The sequence below is a fragment of the Vibrio sp. 10N.261.55.A7 genome (assembly GCF_002877365.1).
Lineage (GTDB): Bacteria > Pseudomonadota > Gammaproteobacteria > Enterobacterales > Vibrionaceae > Vibrio.
Window position 1 is genome coordinate 24,249 of the sequence record NZ_MCWZ01000072.1, and the last position, 18,955, is coordinate 43,203.

The 18,955-nt window shown below is 44.6% G+C and carries 20 protein-coding genes; 5 read left to right on the forward strand and 15 right to left on the reverse strand.

Translation table 11 applies throughout. The features are described from left to right. The first annotated feature begins 109 nt into the window (after positions 1-109). Positions 110-457 carry a DUF3316 domain-containing protein gene (locus tag BCU12_RS05675; RefSeq protein WP_102403381.1) on the forward strand — a complete coding sequence of 116 codons (348 nt, stop codon included), beginning with the start codon at positions 110-112 and terminating at the stop codon, positions 455-457. A 417-nt stretch (positions 458-874) separates the two neighbouring features. On the opposite strand, the gene BCU12_RS05680 is transcribed toward BCU12_RS05675, so the two are convergent. Beyond that, positions 875-1,384 (reverse strand): RNA methyltransferase, encoded by a 510-nt coding sequence (locus BCU12_RS05680; RefSeq protein WP_102403382.1) that lies wholly within the window; start codon positions 1,382-1,384, stop codon positions 875-877. Between the two features lie 382 nt (positions 1,385-1,766). On the opposite strand from BCU12_RS05680, the gene BCU12_RS05685 reads away from it, so the two are divergent. Further along, the gene (locus tag BCU12_RS05685) at positions 1,767-2,996 is read left to right on the forward strand and encodes a hypothetical protein (RefSeq protein ID WP_102403383.1); all 1,230 of its coding nucleotides are present in this window, start codon (positions 1,767-1,769) and stop codon (positions 2,994-2,996) included. 115 nt (positions 2,997-3,111) lie between these two features. Next, positions 3,112-3,267: a DUF3012 domain-containing protein gene (locus BCU12_RS05690; protein WP_102403384.1), complete on the forward strand. Its 156-nt coding sequence runs from the start codon at positions 3,112-3,114 to the stop codon at positions 3,265-3,267. Between the two features lie 148 nt (positions 3,268-3,415). On the opposite strand, the gene BCU12_RS05695 is transcribed toward BCU12_RS05690, so the two are convergent. Beyond that, entirely contained in the window at positions 3,416-5,590 is a 2,175-nt protein-coding gene (locus BCU12_RS05695) for a CHASE3 domain-containing protein (RefSeq protein ID WP_102403385.1), read from the reverse strand. A gap of 280 nt (positions 5,591-5,870) precedes the next feature. Here BCU12_RS05695 and BCU12_RS05700 point away from each other — a divergent pair, with 280 nt between their 5' ends. Further along, positions 5,871-6,365: a peptidylprolyl isomerase gene (locus tag BCU12_RS05700; RefSeq protein WP_102403386.1), complete on the forward strand. Its 495-nt coding sequence runs from the start codon at positions 5,871-5,873 to the stop codon at positions 6,363-6,365. A gap of 18 nt (positions 6,366-6,383) precedes the next feature. Here the strand turns inward: BCU12_RS05700 and BCU12_RS05705 are convergent, their stop codons facing one another. The 12 genes from BCU12_RS05705 to BCU12_RS05760 form a co-directional block, all read right to left on the reverse strand. Further along, the gene (locus BCU12_RS05705; protein ID WP_102403387.1) at positions 6,384-7,388 is read right to left on the reverse strand and encodes a substrate-binding domain-containing protein; all 1,005 of its coding nucleotides are present in this window, start codon (positions 7,386-7,388) and stop codon (positions 6,384-6,386) included. A gap of 59 nt (positions 7,389-7,447) precedes the next feature. Then, positions 7,448-8,383 carry a ribokinase gene (gene rbsK, locus BCU12_RS05710; protein WP_102403388.1) on the reverse strand — a complete coding sequence of 312 codons (936 nt, stop codon included), beginning with the start codon at positions 8,381-8,383 and terminating at the stop codon, positions 7,448-7,450. Positions 8,384-8,595: 212 nt separating this feature from the next. Continuing rightward, a complete protein-coding gene (gene rbsB, locus BCU12_RS05715; protein WP_102403389.1) occupies positions 8,596-9,474 on the reverse strand; it encodes a ribose ABC transporter substrate-binding protein RbsB in 879 nt (292 codons plus the stop codon). Between the two features lie 149 nt (positions 9,475-9,623). Beyond that, positions 9,624-10,592, reverse strand: coding sequence for a ribose ABC transporter permease (gene rbsC / locus BCU12_RS05720; protein WP_102403399.1), 969 nt, complete (start codon positions 10,590-10,592; stop codon positions 9,624-9,626). 32 nt (positions 10,593-10,624) lie between these two features. After that, a complete protein-coding gene (gene rbsA / locus BCU12_RS05725) occupies positions 10,625-12,130 on the reverse strand; it encodes a ribose ABC transporter ATP-binding protein RbsA (RefSeq protein WP_102403390.1) in 1,506 nt (501 codons plus the stop codon). 45 nt (positions 12,131-12,175) lie between these two features. Next, entirely contained in the window at positions 12,176-12,595 is a 420-nt protein-coding gene (gene rbsD, locus BCU12_RS05730; RefSeq protein WP_102403391.1) for a D-ribose pyranase, read from the reverse strand. A gap of 258 nt (positions 12,596-12,853) precedes the next feature. Next, positions 12,854-13,267, reverse strand: coding sequence for a ribosome recycling factor family protein (locus tag BCU12_RS05735; protein WP_102403392.1), 414 nt, complete (start codon positions 13,265-13,267; stop codon positions 12,854-12,856). Positions 13,268-13,270: 3 nt separating this feature from the next. Then, positions 13,271-13,486 carry a DUF3820 family protein gene (locus tag BCU12_RS05740; protein WP_102403393.1) on the reverse strand — a complete coding sequence of 72 codons (216 nt, stop codon included), beginning with the start codon at positions 13,484-13,486 and terminating at the stop codon, positions 13,271-13,273. 22 nt (positions 13,487-13,508) lie between these two features. After that, positions 13,509-14,186, reverse strand: a complete 678-nt coding sequence (locus tag BCU12_RS05745; protein WP_102403394.1) for a DUF3313 domain-containing protein — start codon at positions 14,184-14,186, stop codon at positions 13,509-13,511. Between the two features lie 97 nt (positions 14,187-14,283). Beyond that, positions 14,284-14,631: a helix-turn-helix transcriptional regulator gene (locus tag BCU12_RS05750; RefSeq protein WP_102403395.1), complete on the reverse strand. Its 348-nt coding sequence runs from the start codon at positions 14,629-14,631 to the stop codon at positions 14,284-14,286. Positions 14,632-14,874: 243 nt separating this feature from the next. After that, complete coding sequence (locus tag BCU12_RS05755) at positions 14,875-16,035, reverse strand: D-alanyl-D-alanine carboxypeptidase family protein (protein ID WP_102403396.1); 1,161 nt, start codon at positions 16,033-16,035, stop codon at positions 14,875-14,877. A gap of 259 nt (positions 16,036-16,294) precedes the next feature. Further along, entirely contained in the window at positions 16,295-16,660 is a 366-nt protein-coding gene (locus BCU12_RS05760) for an NADH:ubiquinone oxidoreductase (protein WP_102403397.1), read from the reverse strand. A 466-nt stretch (positions 16,661-17,126) separates the two neighbouring features. Here BCU12_RS05760 and BCU12_RS05765 point away from each other — a divergent pair, with 466 nt between their 5' ends. Then, positions 17,127-18,290, forward strand: coding sequence for a threonine/serine exporter family protein (locus tag BCU12_RS05765; protein ID WP_102403400.1), 1,164 nt, complete (start codon positions 17,127-17,129; stop codon positions 18,288-18,290). Positions 18,291-18,347: 57 nt separating this feature from the next. Here BCU12_RS05765 and BCU12_RS05770 read toward each other — a convergent pair whose 3' ends face one another. After that, positions 18,348-18,563, reverse strand: a complete 216-nt coding sequence (locus tag BCU12_RS05770; RefSeq protein WP_102403398.1) for a ribosome alternative rescue factor ArfA — start codon at positions 18,561-18,563, stop codon at positions 18,348-18,350. Between the last annotated feature and the right edge of the window lie 392 nt (positions 18,564-18,955).

Below are 18,955 nucleotides of genomic sequence, written 5' to 3' on the forward strand. Positions count from 1 at the left end.
GGGAAACCCTTACTTAGCTTGACTGATTCTTTACACCTCAATGCGTAGTATCGAAATGGCCAACTCATTAGTCATTTCCATCAACCTAGGTATTTATAGGAGCATTAACATGAAAAGAGTCATCTTATTAGCAACCACACTGATGGTCAGCTCTGCAGCCTTTTCTGCCGTCAATACACGAAGTTCCGAGACCACAATCAAGACAGAAGCATTCACCACACAAGAGCAAGCGTACAACGCAGGGTACGAAGTCATGGAAGAGCTCAACGCAATGCAAACCAGCGAATTGATTAAAGAACTTCCTATTCGTGAAAACAATGTACGACACCCGAGTGTTAAGGTCACCGATACAACAATCAAAATCGAGGCGTTTTCTAAACAACGAGGAGATGTGCAATATCGCGCCATTGTAGAAGTCGACTATCAATACCAATATCGCGAAAGTCGCAATAGCTAAGCACTCGCATCGAATGAACAAAAAAGCCAATACTGTCTCATCAGTATTGGCTTTTTCTTACTTCGGAATCGATAGATACAGGAAAACCATTCAAATAGGGTTTCCTGATAGCACATTACGAAAACAGTATCTGGATAATCCCCGAGGAAAAGTGCTCCAATCGCAGCCTGTGTCATTCCAAATAGCCACTGAAGTCAGTTGCAATACACGAATAACGTCATTGCTACGCAAAAGAAAAGGTTAAACAATAATAGCTTACTGGAGATAGCGATAGACATGCTCGCCAATGAGTTATGTGTGCCGTTCAGTTGCTTCCATAAAACTGAGCTCGAGCAAAATTCTGTGATTCATAAAACTAGGGAATGGTGCCAAAAGCTAGATAAAGTAAAGTGTACTTCTCCTAGCTCAAATCCGTCGCTAACTCTTAACCACTAAGTGATTGCGGTTATCACGACTCGATTTGATCAGCTCTTCGCTTGTATCCATGTTTGATGACTTAGCAAGGCGATCATAAAGCAACACATTCACCGAAGCAGCGAGGTTCATACAACCAATGGTTGGCACGTAAACAACGTGATGAGCTCGATCTGCAACGTCTTGAGAAATCGATCCATCTTCTGGACCAAAAATGTAAATGGCGTTATCTGGATGCTGAAATTCAGGCAGAGGTGTCGCTCCTTCTGCAAAATCCACACATACAATGCTTGTTTCATCACTCAAGTTATCCAAAAAAGAATCCACGCCATTTAATGGAATCTTATTAGTTACGTTCTTAGTATCCGTCTGAAACTTAGACGCCTTCTCATATCGTTGGCCGGTATACACGACTTCATCGGCTTGATAACAACCCGCAGCGCGCATGACTGCACCCACATTTGAAGGGCTTTTAGGATTGGTTAAACCGATGGTTACACGGGTATTTTTCATGAGTATTCTCTGCATCTACTTCAGCATGATAGTCCGCGACTCAACTCAGACTGGTCAATAATTGGAGCGTTAACTGACGATAAAATTGAGGCGGCATTCTAGCAAAAGCCATTATTAAACAAAAGGTGGAGGGAAGAGCCAGTAAAAACATGGACATCAAACAAAATAACTGAGCAAAAGATACGCACCCGCGAGAACTGGCCACGAATGGAGGTGAGGCTCTTACACGCTTTGTATTCCATTTCTGATCTTTTAACGAGTGAAGAGCATTGATTTACCCATAAAAATATCAATAACACATTTACAATAGCAATGAATGCATCAACACTAAAAGCTATCAATAATCAGTTTAACTGAATGTCCGTTAACTCTGGGGGACACAATGCGTCTAAATATATTAAAACGAAGAATTAAAGACACGCTCTTTGGCAAGACCACCAACACTGCGCTAGACGTACAACTACTAGAAATGGCCGATGCTCGCATGGGCGCAATGTATATGCTGGCAAATACAGACATCAATAAGGTTTCGTCATTTTCAAATGGTCACCTGTTTGACAACTTTGTTATTGGTGCAGAGCCGCTAAGCGATCTTAAATCTGTTTCTATGGGGCTGCTGAATAAAACCGATGCGATGGCAAAGCTACAGCAATCCAAAGCGGGAAAGTCAGTGACTAAGGCGGTCACGGTTGTTGGTGAGGCAACGTCAGCGGTCATTGCGAAAGTAAAGCAGATCATTTCCGAGTTCTTTCGCATGCTCGTCAGCAAAGTCAAAATGGTTTATGGCGACGCACTGTACGGTGCAGAATGGTTTGCTGAATTTGGCGCTTGGCTTACGGCCGAATTCGCGGGGAATTTCTCCAGTTTCATTCCAGGCTGGGGCTATGTGCAAAGTGCTTCCGACATCTATTCAGGTGTGAAACAAGCTGCCTTTAAATCACGAGACCTCGTGACTCAACTCTACGCAGGGCGCGGCGTAGAACTATTGGGTGGTCACCCTAGTATTATTGCTAACGCTCTCGCGAGACATTCCGCGTCAGGGTTGATGGGCGGCCTGAAAAATGCGGCGGTTGGCGTCACTAAAATAGGCTTAGAAGCAGCAGGGGATGCATTTGCTGGCGCAGGCGTGTTAGTCAGTGTCATCAGTGGTCTGTTTGAGCGGATTGTTAAACTGGTCGATTATATGGTGCAACGTTCTCTCGTTGGTAAGGTCTTGAAAAAGGCAAAAACAGAATGGGTTAATCGAGACTCTTTATCGAGTCTTGTGAAAGATCATAAACGTTTTTCTGAATGGTTCCAAAGTGCCGTCATTACCACGCCTATCATTGCTGCTCTTGTGATGGGAAGTGGCTTTGTTGCCCACCCCTATAAGTTCCTTCAACTCCTCTCCCCCAACTTGGCCGCCATCTCGCAAGGGGAATTCAGCAAAGGTGTCACCTACATAGAGAAACTCAAATCTCTCTCAACAGGGTACGTTCAAGAGTACATAGAAGGGTATTCTGTTGCGTTTACTAGCGATGATGGTGTCGTCAATGCACGTCTAAAAGAGTTGTCTGAAGGAAAAGGCATTCTAGATGGACACGAAATTTCGGTGACCAGTACAACACCATAGAATGGTCCATACATTCTAAGGCAAAACATATTTACATCGCCACTAAATGTAAGCACTATTGAACATTTGGTGGAGTAACGCCTGCCGACAATTCGATGTTTCAAAGGATCATGATATGAAGAAAATCGCACTTTTACTGTTTCTCACGACTCAACTTATGGCATGTACCGAAGTCGGTAGCGAAGCATGGTGTGAGGATATGGAGCAGAAGCCTAAAGGCGATTGGACGGCAAATGAAGCTGGCGACTATGCCAAGCATTGCATTTTTTAGCCTTCACCGTTCTTGCTCTCCTTAAGCACTAACAACGACTTTTTGTTCACTTCCCCTCAGAGGCCAAAAGCCTACTCTCACAACCTACCGTTCACACGCCAAAGCACCAATCGACTTGGCGTGTCTAATGCGAAACTCTATTGCAGGGCTAAACTTTAAATTGACCAACCAATGCCTTCAACGTTTCTGCTTTTTGCTCTAACTCTCTCGCTGACATAGCGGCCAGACTCGCTTGCTCATTCGCATGACGAGAAACCTCCGATACTGACTCAACGTTTTTGCTGACTTCACTGCTCGCCTGAGACTGCTCCTCAGCCGCTGCTGCAATACTGTCAATCATACTGGCAACCTCTTGCGCGCCTTCGACAATGTCATCAAGACTGACTCCCGCTTTATGAGCAAGTTCAAGTCCTTCTTTTACATAAGCCGTCCCAGATTCCATTCCCTCTACAGCCGCTTGCGTTTCACTTTGAATCGCCTCTATGGAATGAGCGATTTCTTTCGTGGCAGAGGTGGTTCTGTCGGCGAGTGTTCGAACTTCATCCGCCACAACAGCAAATCCGCGTCCTGCTTCCCCTGCTCGGGCCGCTTCTATCGCGGCGTTAAGTGCTAGCAAATTGGTCTGCTCAGCTATATCGTTAATAACACCGATGATCTCACCAATTTTCGAACCGCGATTTCCAAGCTCTTGCACACTGGTTGAAGACGCTGTCACCGCTTCATCAATGGAATTCATACCGCCAATGGTATTTTTAACAATATCCCCTCCAGAATTCGCAGTCACGCCCGCATTTTGCGCACTGGTTGTCGCGTCTGCTGATTTCAAGGCGACCTCTTGTATGCTCAGTGACATTTGTTCAATTGATGACGCTATTTGTGTCACTTGATCCGACTGTTGGGTCAACTCATGAGCCATGTCGTCATTGGCCTGCAAAATAGATTTAGAGCCAAGAGTCACTTCCTCTGTCGTACTTAACACCTCTTTCATTGCCTTATTGGTTCTGCTAACCGCTTGATTGTAATTGCGTGCCATCATGCCCAGCTCATCCAATGAATCGATATCCACCTCTCGGGTGAGATCTCCATTTGCTAATGCAGATAGCCCTTTCGCCACTTCATCAACCGGCACGGTGATGGATTTCAACGTCAACCACGAGACTGAAAACCCAAGGATGATGGCCACAACCATACCCACCAAAATTGTCGTATTAGTATTGCTTGCCGATGCCTTTGCCGATGCTTGACGAACGAGCATGAGTTCATCTTCTATATGAATAAACTCGGCGATCTGTTGACGAAACTTATCGAAGTACACCTTACCTCTTGCCTCCCCGACCAGTTGCGCCATGTCGTTCATTGTCTTCGCATCACCAATTTGCGCTCGAAGGTTGATATTTGATTCAACCACCTGACTTTGCCACTCGTTTATCGTGGTAAGCATGTCGTCAAGTAATGTCACTTGCGCTGGGTTATCGGACACCGTTTGTTTTTGCTTGTTAATGAGGGACTCAAACCTCTCCTTCCCTTTTTCATAGGGTTCGAGAAATTCTGCTCTCCCCGCTAACAAATACCCTCTCATCCCTGTTTCCATATCCACCGCTGAGGCTAATATCTCTTGTGTTGTACCAATCACTTTGTAGGTGTGACCAACCCAGCCGCTCGCTTCTTCCTGCGACCTCATGTAACCGCTTAAACGAACAAGATCAGAGCCTGAGGCGACTCCACTGAGATTTATCGCGTTGATAATCTGTAATGCGTTGCCGAAATCCTCATCACTTTGTTTTTGTCGCGCCTCCAACAGCTTTGCTTCTCTCTCGATGAAAAGAGCAACCTGCCCTCGAAACTTATCGAAATACACCTTCCCTTTCGCTTCAGCTATCAAATCAGCAATGTCATCCATCGTTTTGGCATCCCCAATATCGCGACGCAGCTGAATTGCAGGCTCAGTGACCTTGGAAACCCATTCGCTAATATTACTTTGAATATCATTAAGACGAGCCACTTGCACAGGGTTGTCACTGACTCTTGATTTTAATTTATTAACCCGTTCGGAGAATGCTGATTGACCATTGATATACGGAGCCAGGAACTCTTCCTTACCCGCTAAAAGATACCCGCGCATGCCCGTTTCCATGTCTACGGCAGCGGCTTCAATTCTCATCGCCTGCTCTATGACATTATGCGTGTGATCGACCAAGGCATTGGATTCAACTTGCGAGCTGGAGCTTGAAATGGCAATGAACGAGAGGAAGACCAATAATATCATCGGTATTCCAGTACCAAAGGCGATTTTGTAGCGTAAGGATAGGTTGCGGAAAAACATACAATATGCTCCCTTATGAAATCATTCCATTTAATGACGTTTAAGGACACATCGATTACTTCTAATTGCCTTTATTCAAGCCATAGATAGTCAAAGCAAGCCCTTTCCAACTATTCATTATTTTATTTATATCTTTAGTTATAGGCGTCGAACTCGAACATATCGAGTAGCCTTACGAATAAAGTGCTTATTCAGGTAAAAATAACGATGACAGGCTGAAACGCTACCGCCTCATTTCGACATTCAGTATACTGGCGCCCCATCTAGCAGAGGCTCCCTTATGATCACATTACACACGAACTTCGGCGATATTCAGGTTGAACTTAACCAAGACAGTGCACCCGTTAGTGCCAAAAACTTCCGTCGATACGCCAAAGAGGGCTTTTATAACGGAACGATATTCCACCGTGTGATTGACGGTTTTATGATTCAAGGTGGTGGCCTAACAAAAGACCTCGAAGAAAAGACAACGCGCATGCCAATCGTCAATGAGGCGAATAGAGGATTGAAAAACATTAAAGGCAGCATAGCGATGGCAAGGCTAGAAGCACCGCACTCGGCAACCGCTGAATTCTTTATCAACCTCACGGATAATGCATGTCTTGATCACACGGCAACCACCAACAAAGGCTGGGGTTACGCCGTGTTTGGCCAAGTTACGGTGGGTATGGACGTGGTGAAAAAGATAGCGAAAGTCACCACAGAGTCGTCTAAAGGCTACGACGATGTGCCCGTTGAGGCGATTGTGATTGAAAGTGTGACTGTCACACCCTAGTCTACTGAATGAACCCGTTTAGCTGAGAACCTTAACGCTCTTTCTCACTGTAAGCGTGGGTTCCAGTTGAACAACGATCGCTTCATTGGATTGCTTGTCTAGTTTCTCTAACAACGTATCAACCGCCGCTTTTCCCAATCGGTATTTGGGCTGATGAATTGTAGTCAGCGCAGGGGTCATAAATTTGGAGAGCTGAATGTCATCGTAACCAATAATAGAGATATCTTGAGGAACTTGTACGCTCTGCTCATTCGCCGCATTTAACACGCCCATCGCCATCATGTCGTTACAAACAAAAATAGAACTCGGTAAGGCGCCTCTTTCTTTCATCGTATTGAAAGCCTGATAGCCTCCCTCACATTCAAAATCCGCTTCAACGATCCACTTCGGGTTTATCTCTATTTCGGCTTCATTCAGTGCACGCTTATAGCCTTCATAACGCATTTGAGCTTGATGGCGAATCAAAGGGCCGGTAATACAACCAATCTCTTTATGCCCAGATTCAATCAGGTATTTCGCTGCCATGTAACCACCGCGCAAAGAGTTGTCCTGTATCTTATCGCTGGTAAAAAGCATCGGCCCCCAATCCATCACCACAACAGGAATGTCAGGATACCGCTCAAAGACATCAATACGCTCGCCTTCTAGTGTAGAGCACATCAAGATCACGCCATCCACACGTTTCTGAAGTAACGTATTGATCGACGCTTTCATCCGTTCACTGTCACCCTCTGTATTACACAAAATGAGATTGTACCCTGCTTGATAACAGCTTCGCTCGACGCCCTTTACCACTTCACCAAAGAAGGGGTTGGTTGAGGTGGTGACGAGCATACCAATGGTTTTAGTGCGGTTCATTTTGAGGCTACGCGCAAGCGCAGAAGGTGCGTAGTTCAGTTCTTTAGCGGCTTTGTTAACGCGCTCTGAGATTTCTTCGCTAACGTATCGAGAGTTGTTAATAACATGGCTAACCGTTGACGTTGATACGCCGGCAACCCTTGCAATATCTTTCATTGTCGCCATGTAAAATCCTTATCTATCGACAAACGAACGCTCAAATACTCGTTCGATTTTGTCTTTCATTATGCTCGTTCTTGTAAAAAAGCGTCGACTTCTTCACGTGTCGGTATTGACGTTTGCGCACCAAATCGCGTCACCGAAATCGCGGCGGCTGCATGAGCAAATTTAATAGAGGATTCTAAAGGCAACGACTCTAATAAACCAGTGACCAATGCCCCATTAAAGGTATCTCCGGCTGCTGTAGTATCGGTTACCTCAACTTTGAAGCCTGCAATGATCTGACCATCACCACATTCTTTGCCTCCTGAACAGCTCAGCCATACCCCTTTTGAACCCAAGGTGATCATGACGGTTTCGATGCCTTTCTCGTGCAATACATTCGCCGCTTGTTGAGCCGTTTCATTGTCTGTGACGGTCACACCTGTCAGCACTTCCGCTTCGGTTTCATTGGGTGTGATGATATCAACACACGCAAGCAGAGCCTCTGGTAATGGGCGCGCTGGGGCAGGGTTTAAAATCACCGTTGTGCCGCTCTCTTTGGCCACCAGTGCCGCTTTTTCAATGCCATCAAGCGGCGTTTCAAGCTGCATCAAAAGATATTTGGCTTGTCGAATGCTCTCTAAATCAGATTCGATAGATTCTGCGCTTAATTTGGCGTTTGCCTCAGGCGAGATACAAATACTGTTTTCACCACTGTCAGACACCTGAATCATCGCAATCCCGGTTGGGCAGTTCGGCTGCATTTTGACACCCTTGATATTCATTCCATCAAGTTTGAAATTTTCACGAATATTGATACCAAACGCATCGTCACCAACACACGCTATGAACCCTATGTCGGCATTGAGCCGAGCCGCTGCGACCGCTTGGTTTGCACCTTTTCCACCCGGTATAACTTGATAATTTCGGCCATGAAGAGTTTCGCCAGGGCGAGGAAAAGAAGGCACTTGAAGAACATGGTCAGCGTTAACACTACCTAAAACCACCAACTGATTCATACGATTATCCTCTGTTCTATAGAACCTAAATATGAGAGAAATGAGTGAGAGTTCACTCTAAAATGGATAGGTGTAAGCTCTAAAAACGATGCAAGTTAGAGCCGCCAGAGCCTATACATATCCATTTTTGCTCTCGACTTCTCATGACGCCACGCCAATAAGAAGTGGAGAGCAAATATCGATTACGTCTTATCTGGTTTCAGATAATCCGTTTATTTAGTCACAACTTTTAGTGGTACAGGGATGTACTTTTTGACTTCTTCACCCTTAAGAACGCTGGCTGCTGTTTCAATACCCAGTGCGCCAATTAAGTATGGTTGTTGTGCAACCGTTGCTGCCAACATGCCGCGATTTACCGCCGCAATACCGTCATCAGTGCCATCAAAGCCAACGATCATGATGTCTTTACCTGACGCTTGAACCGCGCGAAGTGCACCTAATGCCATTTCATCGTTTTGCGCAAATACCGCTTGAACATCAGGGTTAGCCGCCAATAGGTTTTCCATTACGTTTAGACCTTTCGTGCGGTCGAAATCAGCGGGTTGGCTTGCCATCAATTCCATTTCGCTGCTATTGACAGCATTCATGAATCCTTCTCCACGCTCACGCGCTGCCGATGTACCTGCAATACCCTCAAGCTGAATCACCTTCGCTTTTTCACCCACTTTTTCCATGATAAAGTGACCAGCCATTTCACCACCAATCACGTTATCAGACGCGATGTGGCTCACGACTTCACCACGGCTCGCACCACGGTCTAGTGTGAGTACTGGGATGTTTGAACGGTTCGCAATGCGAATAGCATTCGATACAGCGTCTGAATCCGTAGGGTTGATTAAGATCGCTTTCACGCCACGTACTGTTAAATCTTCAACGTTTGACAGTTCTTTACTTGGGTCATTTTGAGAGTCCAATACAATCAACTCGTATCCCAACTCTTTTGCTTTAGCTTCAGCACCATCTTTCATCGTCACGAAGAAAGGGTTGTTGAGTGTCGAAAGCACAATCGCCATTGTATCTTGTGCCTGTGCAGACACTGGGATAGTGGAAGAAAGTACCGCTGCAGAGATTAGAGTAGCTAGTTTTTTCATTGTTATAGTCCTTTGTGTAGGGTGAGCCAATCACCTCAGAAACCCTGAATCACTTGGCTCAATGTCGTATTTTTGACCAAAACCATTTAGCCGAATACGTATTTAGTCAGTGTTACTTGTTGCGTTGTTTCAATTCATTTTCAGAGCAATTACTTGTTCTTGTTGTCCACTAGTACCGCCAGCAAAATAACCACAGCTTTGGCAATCATTTGGTAGTAAGAAGACACGTCCAGTAGGTTCAGTGCGTTATTCAGGAAGCCAATGATAAGGGCACCAATCAGCGTTCCCATGATTCGGCCTTTACCGCCCATGAGACTGGTACCGCCGAGTACTACCGCTGCAATCGCATCCAATTCATAGCCCATGCCCGCGGTAGGCTGCGCCGAGGACAGTCGTGATGTGATAATGATGCCTGCTAAAGCTGCAAGCATGCCACACACCGCGTAAACGCCCATTTTGACTCGGTCAACGTTAATGCCGGAAAGACGAGCGGCCGATTCATTGCCACCTACTGCGTAGATGTATCGTCCAAAGCGAGTGTGATTGAGTAAGTACCAAACGGCAGCGAACACAAAAACCATTAGCCATACAGGAACAGGAATGCCCAGCGTGTAACCTGTGCCGAACCAAGCAAAGACGTCTGCGGTATCGGTAAAACCCGTAGAAATAGGTCGGCCATCGGTGTACACCATAGTCACACCACGTAGTAGCGTCATTGTGACCAAGGTAGCGATAAAGGCTTGAACCTTACCCTTCGCGATGATGATGCCACTGATGGCACCCAGTGCCGCGCCAGCAAGCAGCGATGTAGGAACCGCAATCATCACCGGGATTTCTAATCCAATCATGGTGGCTGCGAAGGCACCACATAAAGCCAGTACAGACCCCACACTCAGGTCGATGCCCGCGGTTAAGATAACCAGCGTCATACCCACCGCTATAATCGCGTTAACCGAGGTCTGACGGAGAATGTTTAAGATATTGTCGACGGTAAAGAAGTTCGGGTTTAAGAACGAAACCACTACGATCAAGAACAGCAAAGCAATCAATGATTTCTGTTCGATCAACCACTCTTTACTGAAGAGCTTGTTTCCGTGAGCGTGTGTTTGTTTGCTCATCGTATCCGTTGACTTATTGGTGGCATTTGCACTCATGCTGCTTCCTCTTCAATTTTTTTACCTACTGCGCAAGCGAGTAGTTTTTCTTGGTCTGCATCTTTCACATCAAACTCACCGCTGATGCGGCCTTCATGCATAACCATGATTCGATCACTCATCCCGAGCACTTCTGGCATTTCTGAAGAGACTAATATGATGCTCATCCCTTCAGACTTGAATTTGTTGATCAGTTGATAGATTTCTTTTTTGGCACCCACATCGACACCACGGGTTGGCTCATCGAGAATAAGAACTTTGGGTTTAGTCATGAGCCCTTTGGCTATGGCGACTTTTTGCTGGTTACCGCCAGACAAGTTTCCGATGATTTGATCGCGAGTGGGAGTTTTAATATTGAATAAGCGAATGAAGTCTTCGACGGCTATCACTTCTTCACTGTGTTGAATTCGTCCGCCCTTAGCGAGTTTATCTAAGGCACACAAAGACATGTTTTCTTTGACCGATAAGCCAAGCACTAGACCATCACCCTTACGGTCTTCCGAAATGTAGGCAATACCATTGGCCAAACCATCTTGCGGGCTAACTGGGTTAATGGTTTTGTTGTTGAGATTAATCACGCCACGTTCGCTTGGAAGCGCGCCGTAAATCACCTTCATTAACTCAGTGCGACCTGCCCCCATCAAACCCGATACACCGAGTATTTCACCGCGTTGCAACGTGAAGCTGACATCGTGTACACCCGAGCCCGTTAACCCAATCACTTCCATACAGATGTCACCGTGTTGAACGTCAACGCGTGGGTATTGGTCTTCCAACTTTCGACCAACCATCATCTCAATAAGGCCATCTTCATCTGTTTCGGCTACCGCGCATTCGCCAATGAATTTGCCATCTCTGAGCACAGTAATGTCGTCACAAATTTCGAAAATCTCTTTTAGGCGGTGAGAGATGTAAACAATGCCACAGCCTTGCTCTCGAAGTTCTTTGATCACTTTGAACAGTGATTCAGTCTCGGTATCTGTCAGCGCGTCGGTTGGTTCATCCATGATGATGACCTTTGACTCAAAGGAAAGCGCTTTGGCTATCTCAACCATTTGCTGCTCACCCAGGCTAAGATCACCAAGCAATGTGTTTGACGTGTGTTTCACATTTAGTCGTGCTAGAAGCTTGTCTGCTTCTTGATACATTTTCTGCCACTGAATTCGCCCTAGTGGAGAGGTAAACTCACGACCTAAGAAAATGTTCTCAGCAATAGTAAGCTCTGGGATTAGATTCAATTCCTGGTGAATAATGCTGATGCCCGCTTGCTGCGAATTTCTAGGCCCTTTAAACGCTGCTGGCTCACCTTGGTAATGAATCGTGCCTGCATCCAATGAATAGATACCGGTCAACACCTTCATTAACGTCGATTTTCCTGCACCGTTTTCTCCCATTAATGCCATCACTCGGCCTGGGTAGACATTGAGACTCGCCTTATCCAGCGCTTTAACGCCTGGGAATGCTTTTTCAATGGCACTTAGTTGTAGAATGGCTTGAGTCATTTCCTGTCCTCAATTCAAAATCAGTAATGTTAAAAATCGTACGTGTTAAAAGACCACACCAGCTTGGAATATCACGTTAGCGTAAGGGGTACACTCACCCGTTCGAACCACCGCTCTGCTGTCTTGAGTCCGGCCTTTAAACTCTTCATGAGATACGTAAGTAATCGTAATCGATATGCCAGAACGTTCTTCTTCCAACTTCAATTCTGCAAGTAAGCTACCGTGATGTTCAGGACTGATCGTCGCAAACTCTTCAGCAATAACGACGCCCTCTATCTGCGATTCAGATAGCAATACTTTCACTGTTTCGAGAAAGCTAGGAACCCCATGTGTCAGGGCTAAATCTATTCTTGTGACGTGATCTGGGATAGGTAAGCCCGCATCACAAATTGTGATTTCATCGGTATGACCCAGTGTGGCGACTAGGTAAGAAAGATCCGCATTAATAAGCGTGCTTTTTTTCATTTTTAGACCTTAACAGTGAACAACATCAACTCTTATGAGAACGTCAACTTGAATACAATGTGTCAATTCAAGTTACTCATCGAAACGTATCGATACCAATCCAAAAAATCTCATCGATACGTTTCGATGAATAATAGTTAATGCTTGAAACTTTGCAAAGGCAGGGAAATCAAACTGTGATTTTGATCTTTTAAATCGAATGAATGAGGTTCGAAAGGGTGATAATTATCACTGGTGCTTTTGTCAATACTAATTGATTTAGAGTATATCGGAGTCGAATCGCGCGCGTCGTGCCTGCGACATTGTGCAGTCCGTTCGCTGCATCAATTCTGCCAAAGTGACATTCGGTGTGCTAATGACTATTTTCTCTAGCTTCTCTTCTATCGTTTCTGTCTCAAACTCAAGTGTCGCTAACGTTTGATCTAACTTCTTAATAAGGTAAGTAAATGATTCGTATAGTTCTTCCGTAAACGATTGACGGTAATTTTTGAGGGCTAGAGGGTCACCAATCAGCTGCCAATTCCTAGAACGACGTACTCTTTTTAACTCGCACTGGTACTCTAAAGCGCGAGTTTTCGCTTGCTTAACCCTGTCACCATCAAGACGGTGAATAAGGGAAGGTAATGCAACAAGAACGCGTTCGTCATCAGAAGTACGGGTTTTCTTACTCATACACTACATGCGCTTGAGTGGTTTCACCACGCTGTCTAAACCTTCAATTTTCAAGGCCAAACAAAGCTTTAGTAAATCACCCAACTCACCTGACGGAAAGCCCTTTTTATCGAACCAAAGTAAATACTCTTCAGGCAAATCAATCAAAGCCCTGCCCGCGTATTTTCCAAATGGCATGGGCATTCGGGCTAACTTAATTAGGTTCTCTTTCTCTAGCATGGCAATATCTTGGTGTTTGACTCTATTGGTATTCTTGGCCTTGAAGAGTAACACCTAAGCGGTCAACCCAAAAGTTAATCGCATCTTTTGCGTCGTCTAACGCATCAATCATAGTAGAGAAATCTTTGTTGCCCGCTTCTCGATCAATCGCAGCGAACAGTGGCGTGCCTGTTTGAGCATCGCTCACTAACAGCTCAACTGTCGCACTGCCCACATTCGTGTGTTCGCCCGTCGTGATTTTAGAAATGGTTGAAATGGCAATGCCTGCAGGAAGAAGGCTGCTCGTCACCGCCAATATAGGGTTCGGAGTCTCGACATTACTGAGCGCAATACTTAAACGCAGTGTATTGCCTGCAGGCTCACCCACAATCGTTTTGTGCGGAGCGATTTTTTGCTTCAACTGATCAACCAAGTAACTGGTCAACTCTTCAATCTGCTCTTCATCGATGCTGCCTTCTTCTGCAACGACAAAGACTTGATCAATGACCACTGAATCGTAACCATCAAGCTTTGCCACTAACCTTTCTTGACTGCGTAAACCAAGCCTAGCCCACACAAGATCGACTCCCCCTTCTGGCCCTGCGGAAAAATCATCGTAAGAGGTAAACTTCGTTGCGTGATGACGAGGACCAGAGCTACACCCAGCAATGGTTAGCGTGACTAGCACTATCAGCACTAAATTGATCAATTTGTTGTTCATTGGGGTTACCATGCATAAATTTATCAGAATGGTATACTATATAATGCAAATATAGAAGTACGATCATTGAACATTTATATCAATGACCAAAAAGTGATTAAGCGATGGTATGGACATACTCAACAATGACTTGATTACCCTGCGCATAAACTTTCTGAATTTCACCATCAACCGAGATTGTGCTTTTTAGTGTCACCAGCTGTTGTGCAGACTTATTGGTTTGTTTTAAGGAAGGGACAACATGGTAGGCATCAACATGTAGGTTGCTGCAAAACTGATGGACAAACTCCATGGAAAGTAATGTGTTACCGCGCAGCATTTCAGAAAAGGCACTCTGAGTTAACCCCATTTTTTTCGCCATTTCCATTTGCGTTAATCTCATCTTAGCTTTTTGCGACATCCAGGTCGTGTATAAGGCGTCTCTGTCTTGTTGGGTGAACTGCACTGTGTCATCTCTATCATTCAAAATGTGGATGAATTCTGCGTGATTACATTGATAGCATGTCAGCGATTCGTCAGGTTTTGACTAACGTTTGGCAACGATTCAGTGCGCCCTACGTTGAGCAGAATGTTGAATGGAATCCATAAAAAAACCACGTCATTGACGTGGCTCTTAATTGGAAAACATGGTTGGAAATTTTAGTTGGAAGCCTTAGCTGGAAACTAAAAAGATCAGATTACATCATGGCTAGAAGAAGCTGGCGATTAAACGCTTGAACCAGTCAATAGCTTTCTTAAAGAAGCTGCCTTCTTCCACATCGTTAAGAGCAACCAATGAAGATTTAGCGACTTCTTCACCTTCTACCATGTACGAAACGCTGCCTAATACATCACCTTTGTTGATTGGCGCCGTCAATTCACCGTCCAGTTCAACGTTTGCACTCAGCTTGCTGATCGCACCCTTGGTAAGCGTTATGAAGATGTCTTCTTCCAAACCAACGGCAACACTGTCTTCATCACCCATCCACACTCTAGGCGTCGCTAATTCTTCCCCTGCGGAGTTTGGAGAAACCGTGTCGAAGAAACGGAATCCGTAGCTAAGAAGCTGTTTGCTTTCTGCTTCACGGCTTTTCGTGCTATTTGAACCCATCACAACCGCAATTAAGCGCATGTTTCCGCTCGTGGCTGAGCTGGCTAAGCTATAGCCTGCTCCACTTGTGTAGCCCGTTTTCATGCCATCAACGTTCATACTTCTATCACGAAGCAACCCATTACGGTTGTATTGAGTAATGCCGTTGTATTTGAATGAACGCTCACTATAAAGCGGGTAAATTTCTGGTAAATCACGAATGATTGCTCGGCCAAGCGTAGCGATATCAAAAGGCGTAGAATACAAACCATTGCTGTCTAGGCCATGTGGGTTTGTAAACGCGGTATTTTCAAGATCTAAGCGTTGTGCCCATGAATTCATGAGAGCAACAAACGAATCTTGAGAGCCTGCAACGTGCTCTGCGATGGCAACACTGGCATCGTTACCAGATTGAACAATCAAGCCTCGATACAGATCCATCATATCGACCGTTTTACCCACCTCGATAAACATCTTAGATGAGTCAGGAAACTTTTTAGCCCAAGCATTTTTGCTGATCACAACCTTATCATGCTTGCCAATATTACCCGCTTTGATCTCTTGTCCTGCAACGTACGCAGTCATGAGCTTGGTAAGGCTTGCCGGATTAAGTTTTGTATGAGCTTCTTTCTCAACTAAAACTTGGCCCGTGTGATAATCCATTAGAATGTAACCATTAGCACCAAGTACAGGGGCATCGGGAACTATAGTAGGAGCGGCAGCTGCAAAAGGTGAGAGAAGAGCAGTTGAGAGTAAAGCACCAGCGAATCGGAAATCCATATTAATCATAACTTAGCCAAATGAAATAAGTAGTGTTGAAGTATATATAAAAGTAGAACAGATAAATTACGCCTTTACCAATCCTTACGAAAATTTGATTTTAGTTACACAGTGCGAGATCAAATGTCAGCCGTTCTCGCAGGCCGTTAAACCGCGTGTATGACCTTCACTAAAATCAGTCTTTATTAAAACAAAATGACCGATAGCAAGCCATCGGTCATTGAAGAATAATCTAATGCTACACGTACGATATCGCTTTTTAGTTAGCGTAACGTGAAATTAGTGTGGTCCAGTGCGGCGTTTTATTCATTCGATAGCTAAACCATAGATAAGTCGCCACCATAGAGAAGAACAAGTACGACATAGCAAATATAAATGGCGACGTAATTAAGTCAGCCGACACACTTAATGCGATACCCACAACCGTGATCATTAGTTTTGCAAACATGCCAAGAAAAAGTAGTAATAGAACTAACTCAGGAAAACGCGTAGTACGGAAGGCAAACCAATAACAGCCACCCACAGCCAGAGTTGAAATGCTTAACCCTAGAATAAATGAGTGGAAGTGCTCTGCTGATGCTACACCAGCTAAAATAGATATCATCGCAATAACAAATAATTTCATAATTAACGCCTCGTCAGGTGACCTACGACTTGCTTCCTTTCATTTTTGAAAACTAATTTTGCGGTCATTGTCGCTTTTTTAAACGGCATTGCAAGTGCCAACAATCAACAATTTTCGTACACATTAGACGACCCAATAAGCATTAACAAAGTCGTTACAAAATGTAATCGAATACACTCAGTCTCCTCCTTTGCTTTCAAGCGGTACGGGTAAATAGCGAGCTAAAATGTAACAAATAAAAAACAGTTGTAAGCAAAGGTAACCTGTCGATCTAGATCACTTTTGTGGGAGGGAAATGTTCACGTTAGCGTTAGGGAGCGAAGAGCGTATAGTTGGTTTTTTTGAGAAGGGAATAAGGCCATGATTCCGACTGCAAATTATCGAAACAAAATACGATAAATTCACTCGTCAAAGATTAGGGGCTTTGTTACCTTATGCGCATCTTACGCTAGCTGCCCTATACGCCATGCCTTCACAATACAGAATTTCAAAAATCGTCGAAATTGGGGACACATTACATCGCAGTGGCTGTGCTCCATATAAAGTTGAAAAATACACCCAGCATTACGCTCGTAAACATAATGTTGATGTGATGGTTCAGGCAACGCCAACGACGATTAATTATCAATTCCCCGACGACAACAACGCTGTTGTCATGAAGAGACTAAAACCCGCTTCCATCAACCTTAGCCTCTTAGCCAATACCATCATTAGAATCAATCAACCCAGCAGTGAACCGGTGCCTGAACCGACTGGTTACCCTAAATGGGTGGTCGCATTCGCCAATATGGGCATTCCTCCGGCATATCTCATGTTAGTCGGCAGTACCATGGAGGCGATTGCGTTCTCAGTCTTCCTTGGCTTTATGGTTTGGGTATGCCAATTGGTATGCAAAGGCAGAAGAAGCATTGCGGTTGAGTTTGTCGCGGCGCTTGTCACGGGAATTCTAGTCGCATTCATTGCCAGTACGGGATTGCCTATCCCGATTTGGGCTCTCTGTATTGCGTCCATCGTTTTATTTGTGCCCGGGTTATCCATCGCTAATGCTTTAGAATGTTTGGCTTTTAATGATCTAGTTTCCGGAACGAGCCTGCTTGGCCAATGCGCCCTAACATTGATAAAGCTCTTTGTTGGTATCGTCATGGGGCTCAATATTGGTGAAGCCATATGGGGAACCAGCGAGACCTTAAACTATCTCAACGAAGTGCCAACATGGTTACATATAATGGGCGTGTTCCTGATCTCTATCTCAATCGGCATCATTTTTAATGCACGAGCAAGAGACATCATGCTTGGCTTACCTGTTGCGGTGTTGGGAATGTGGGGGCCATTCTACCTAGGCTTTGATAGTGGTTGGGTAGTGGGAACTTGGGTCACAACAATGCTGATCACTTTGTATGGCACGTGGGTCGCTAAGAAGATGGAGTTAACAGGCGCTATCTATATTTTACAAGGCATCATTATCTTAGTTCCGGGTAGCCGAGTACTGGTGAGCGCAAGCCAATCAGTATTTGAGCAATCTATCTTACCCATCCCTAGTATCGGGCTTTCAGCCTTGTTTATGTTCTCAGCGATCGTAGCAGGCCAGGTAACAGCGTACTCAATCTACTCACCAAAAATTGAACGTTGATTTCATTACGAAAATACAGAAAAGCCCTATTCAAATTCAACATGCTAAACCAATTAGCTACGCTGCTTTTGAATAGGGCTCTTTGCCCTTATGTTTGTGGCTTCTTCGATAACTTCCTTTGCCCTTTTTAGCCTGTTCTACTTTGGCTTTAAATAGCTTACTGGTCACCATTGCTTTGAGTGCGTTATCTTTAATTTCACCCCTGCCTATGTCCACTTCTACCACTGTAGGCACGGAATCATTCGCCTGAGTATCAACTCGCTTTCGAGACATTTTCTATCCTTATTGTTTGCAATAAACCAGTGCATTTTGGTACAAAAACCAACCATTCACAAATATTAAATTTGTGAATAGGCCAGAAACAATTACATTAATCTCAATAACGTATACATAAAAATGGCACGTCGCGCATAAAATGACAGAAAACTTAAAAAAGTTATGTGCAATCGCTCGAGTAATCGTTGACTTAGCTCAATATTGGGCTAGAATCACCTCAGCTAGAAAGCAGTTCTTTGTCTAAATATGCGTCTCGTTGGATTACTTGTAACTTCCGTGTGGTACGCAATAGCAGTCTACTTTTCCACGCTATCCGCGCCAATTTCGGCACAATATATATAATTAGGATATTTATCATGTCTAATACAGTTACTGGTACAGTAAAATGG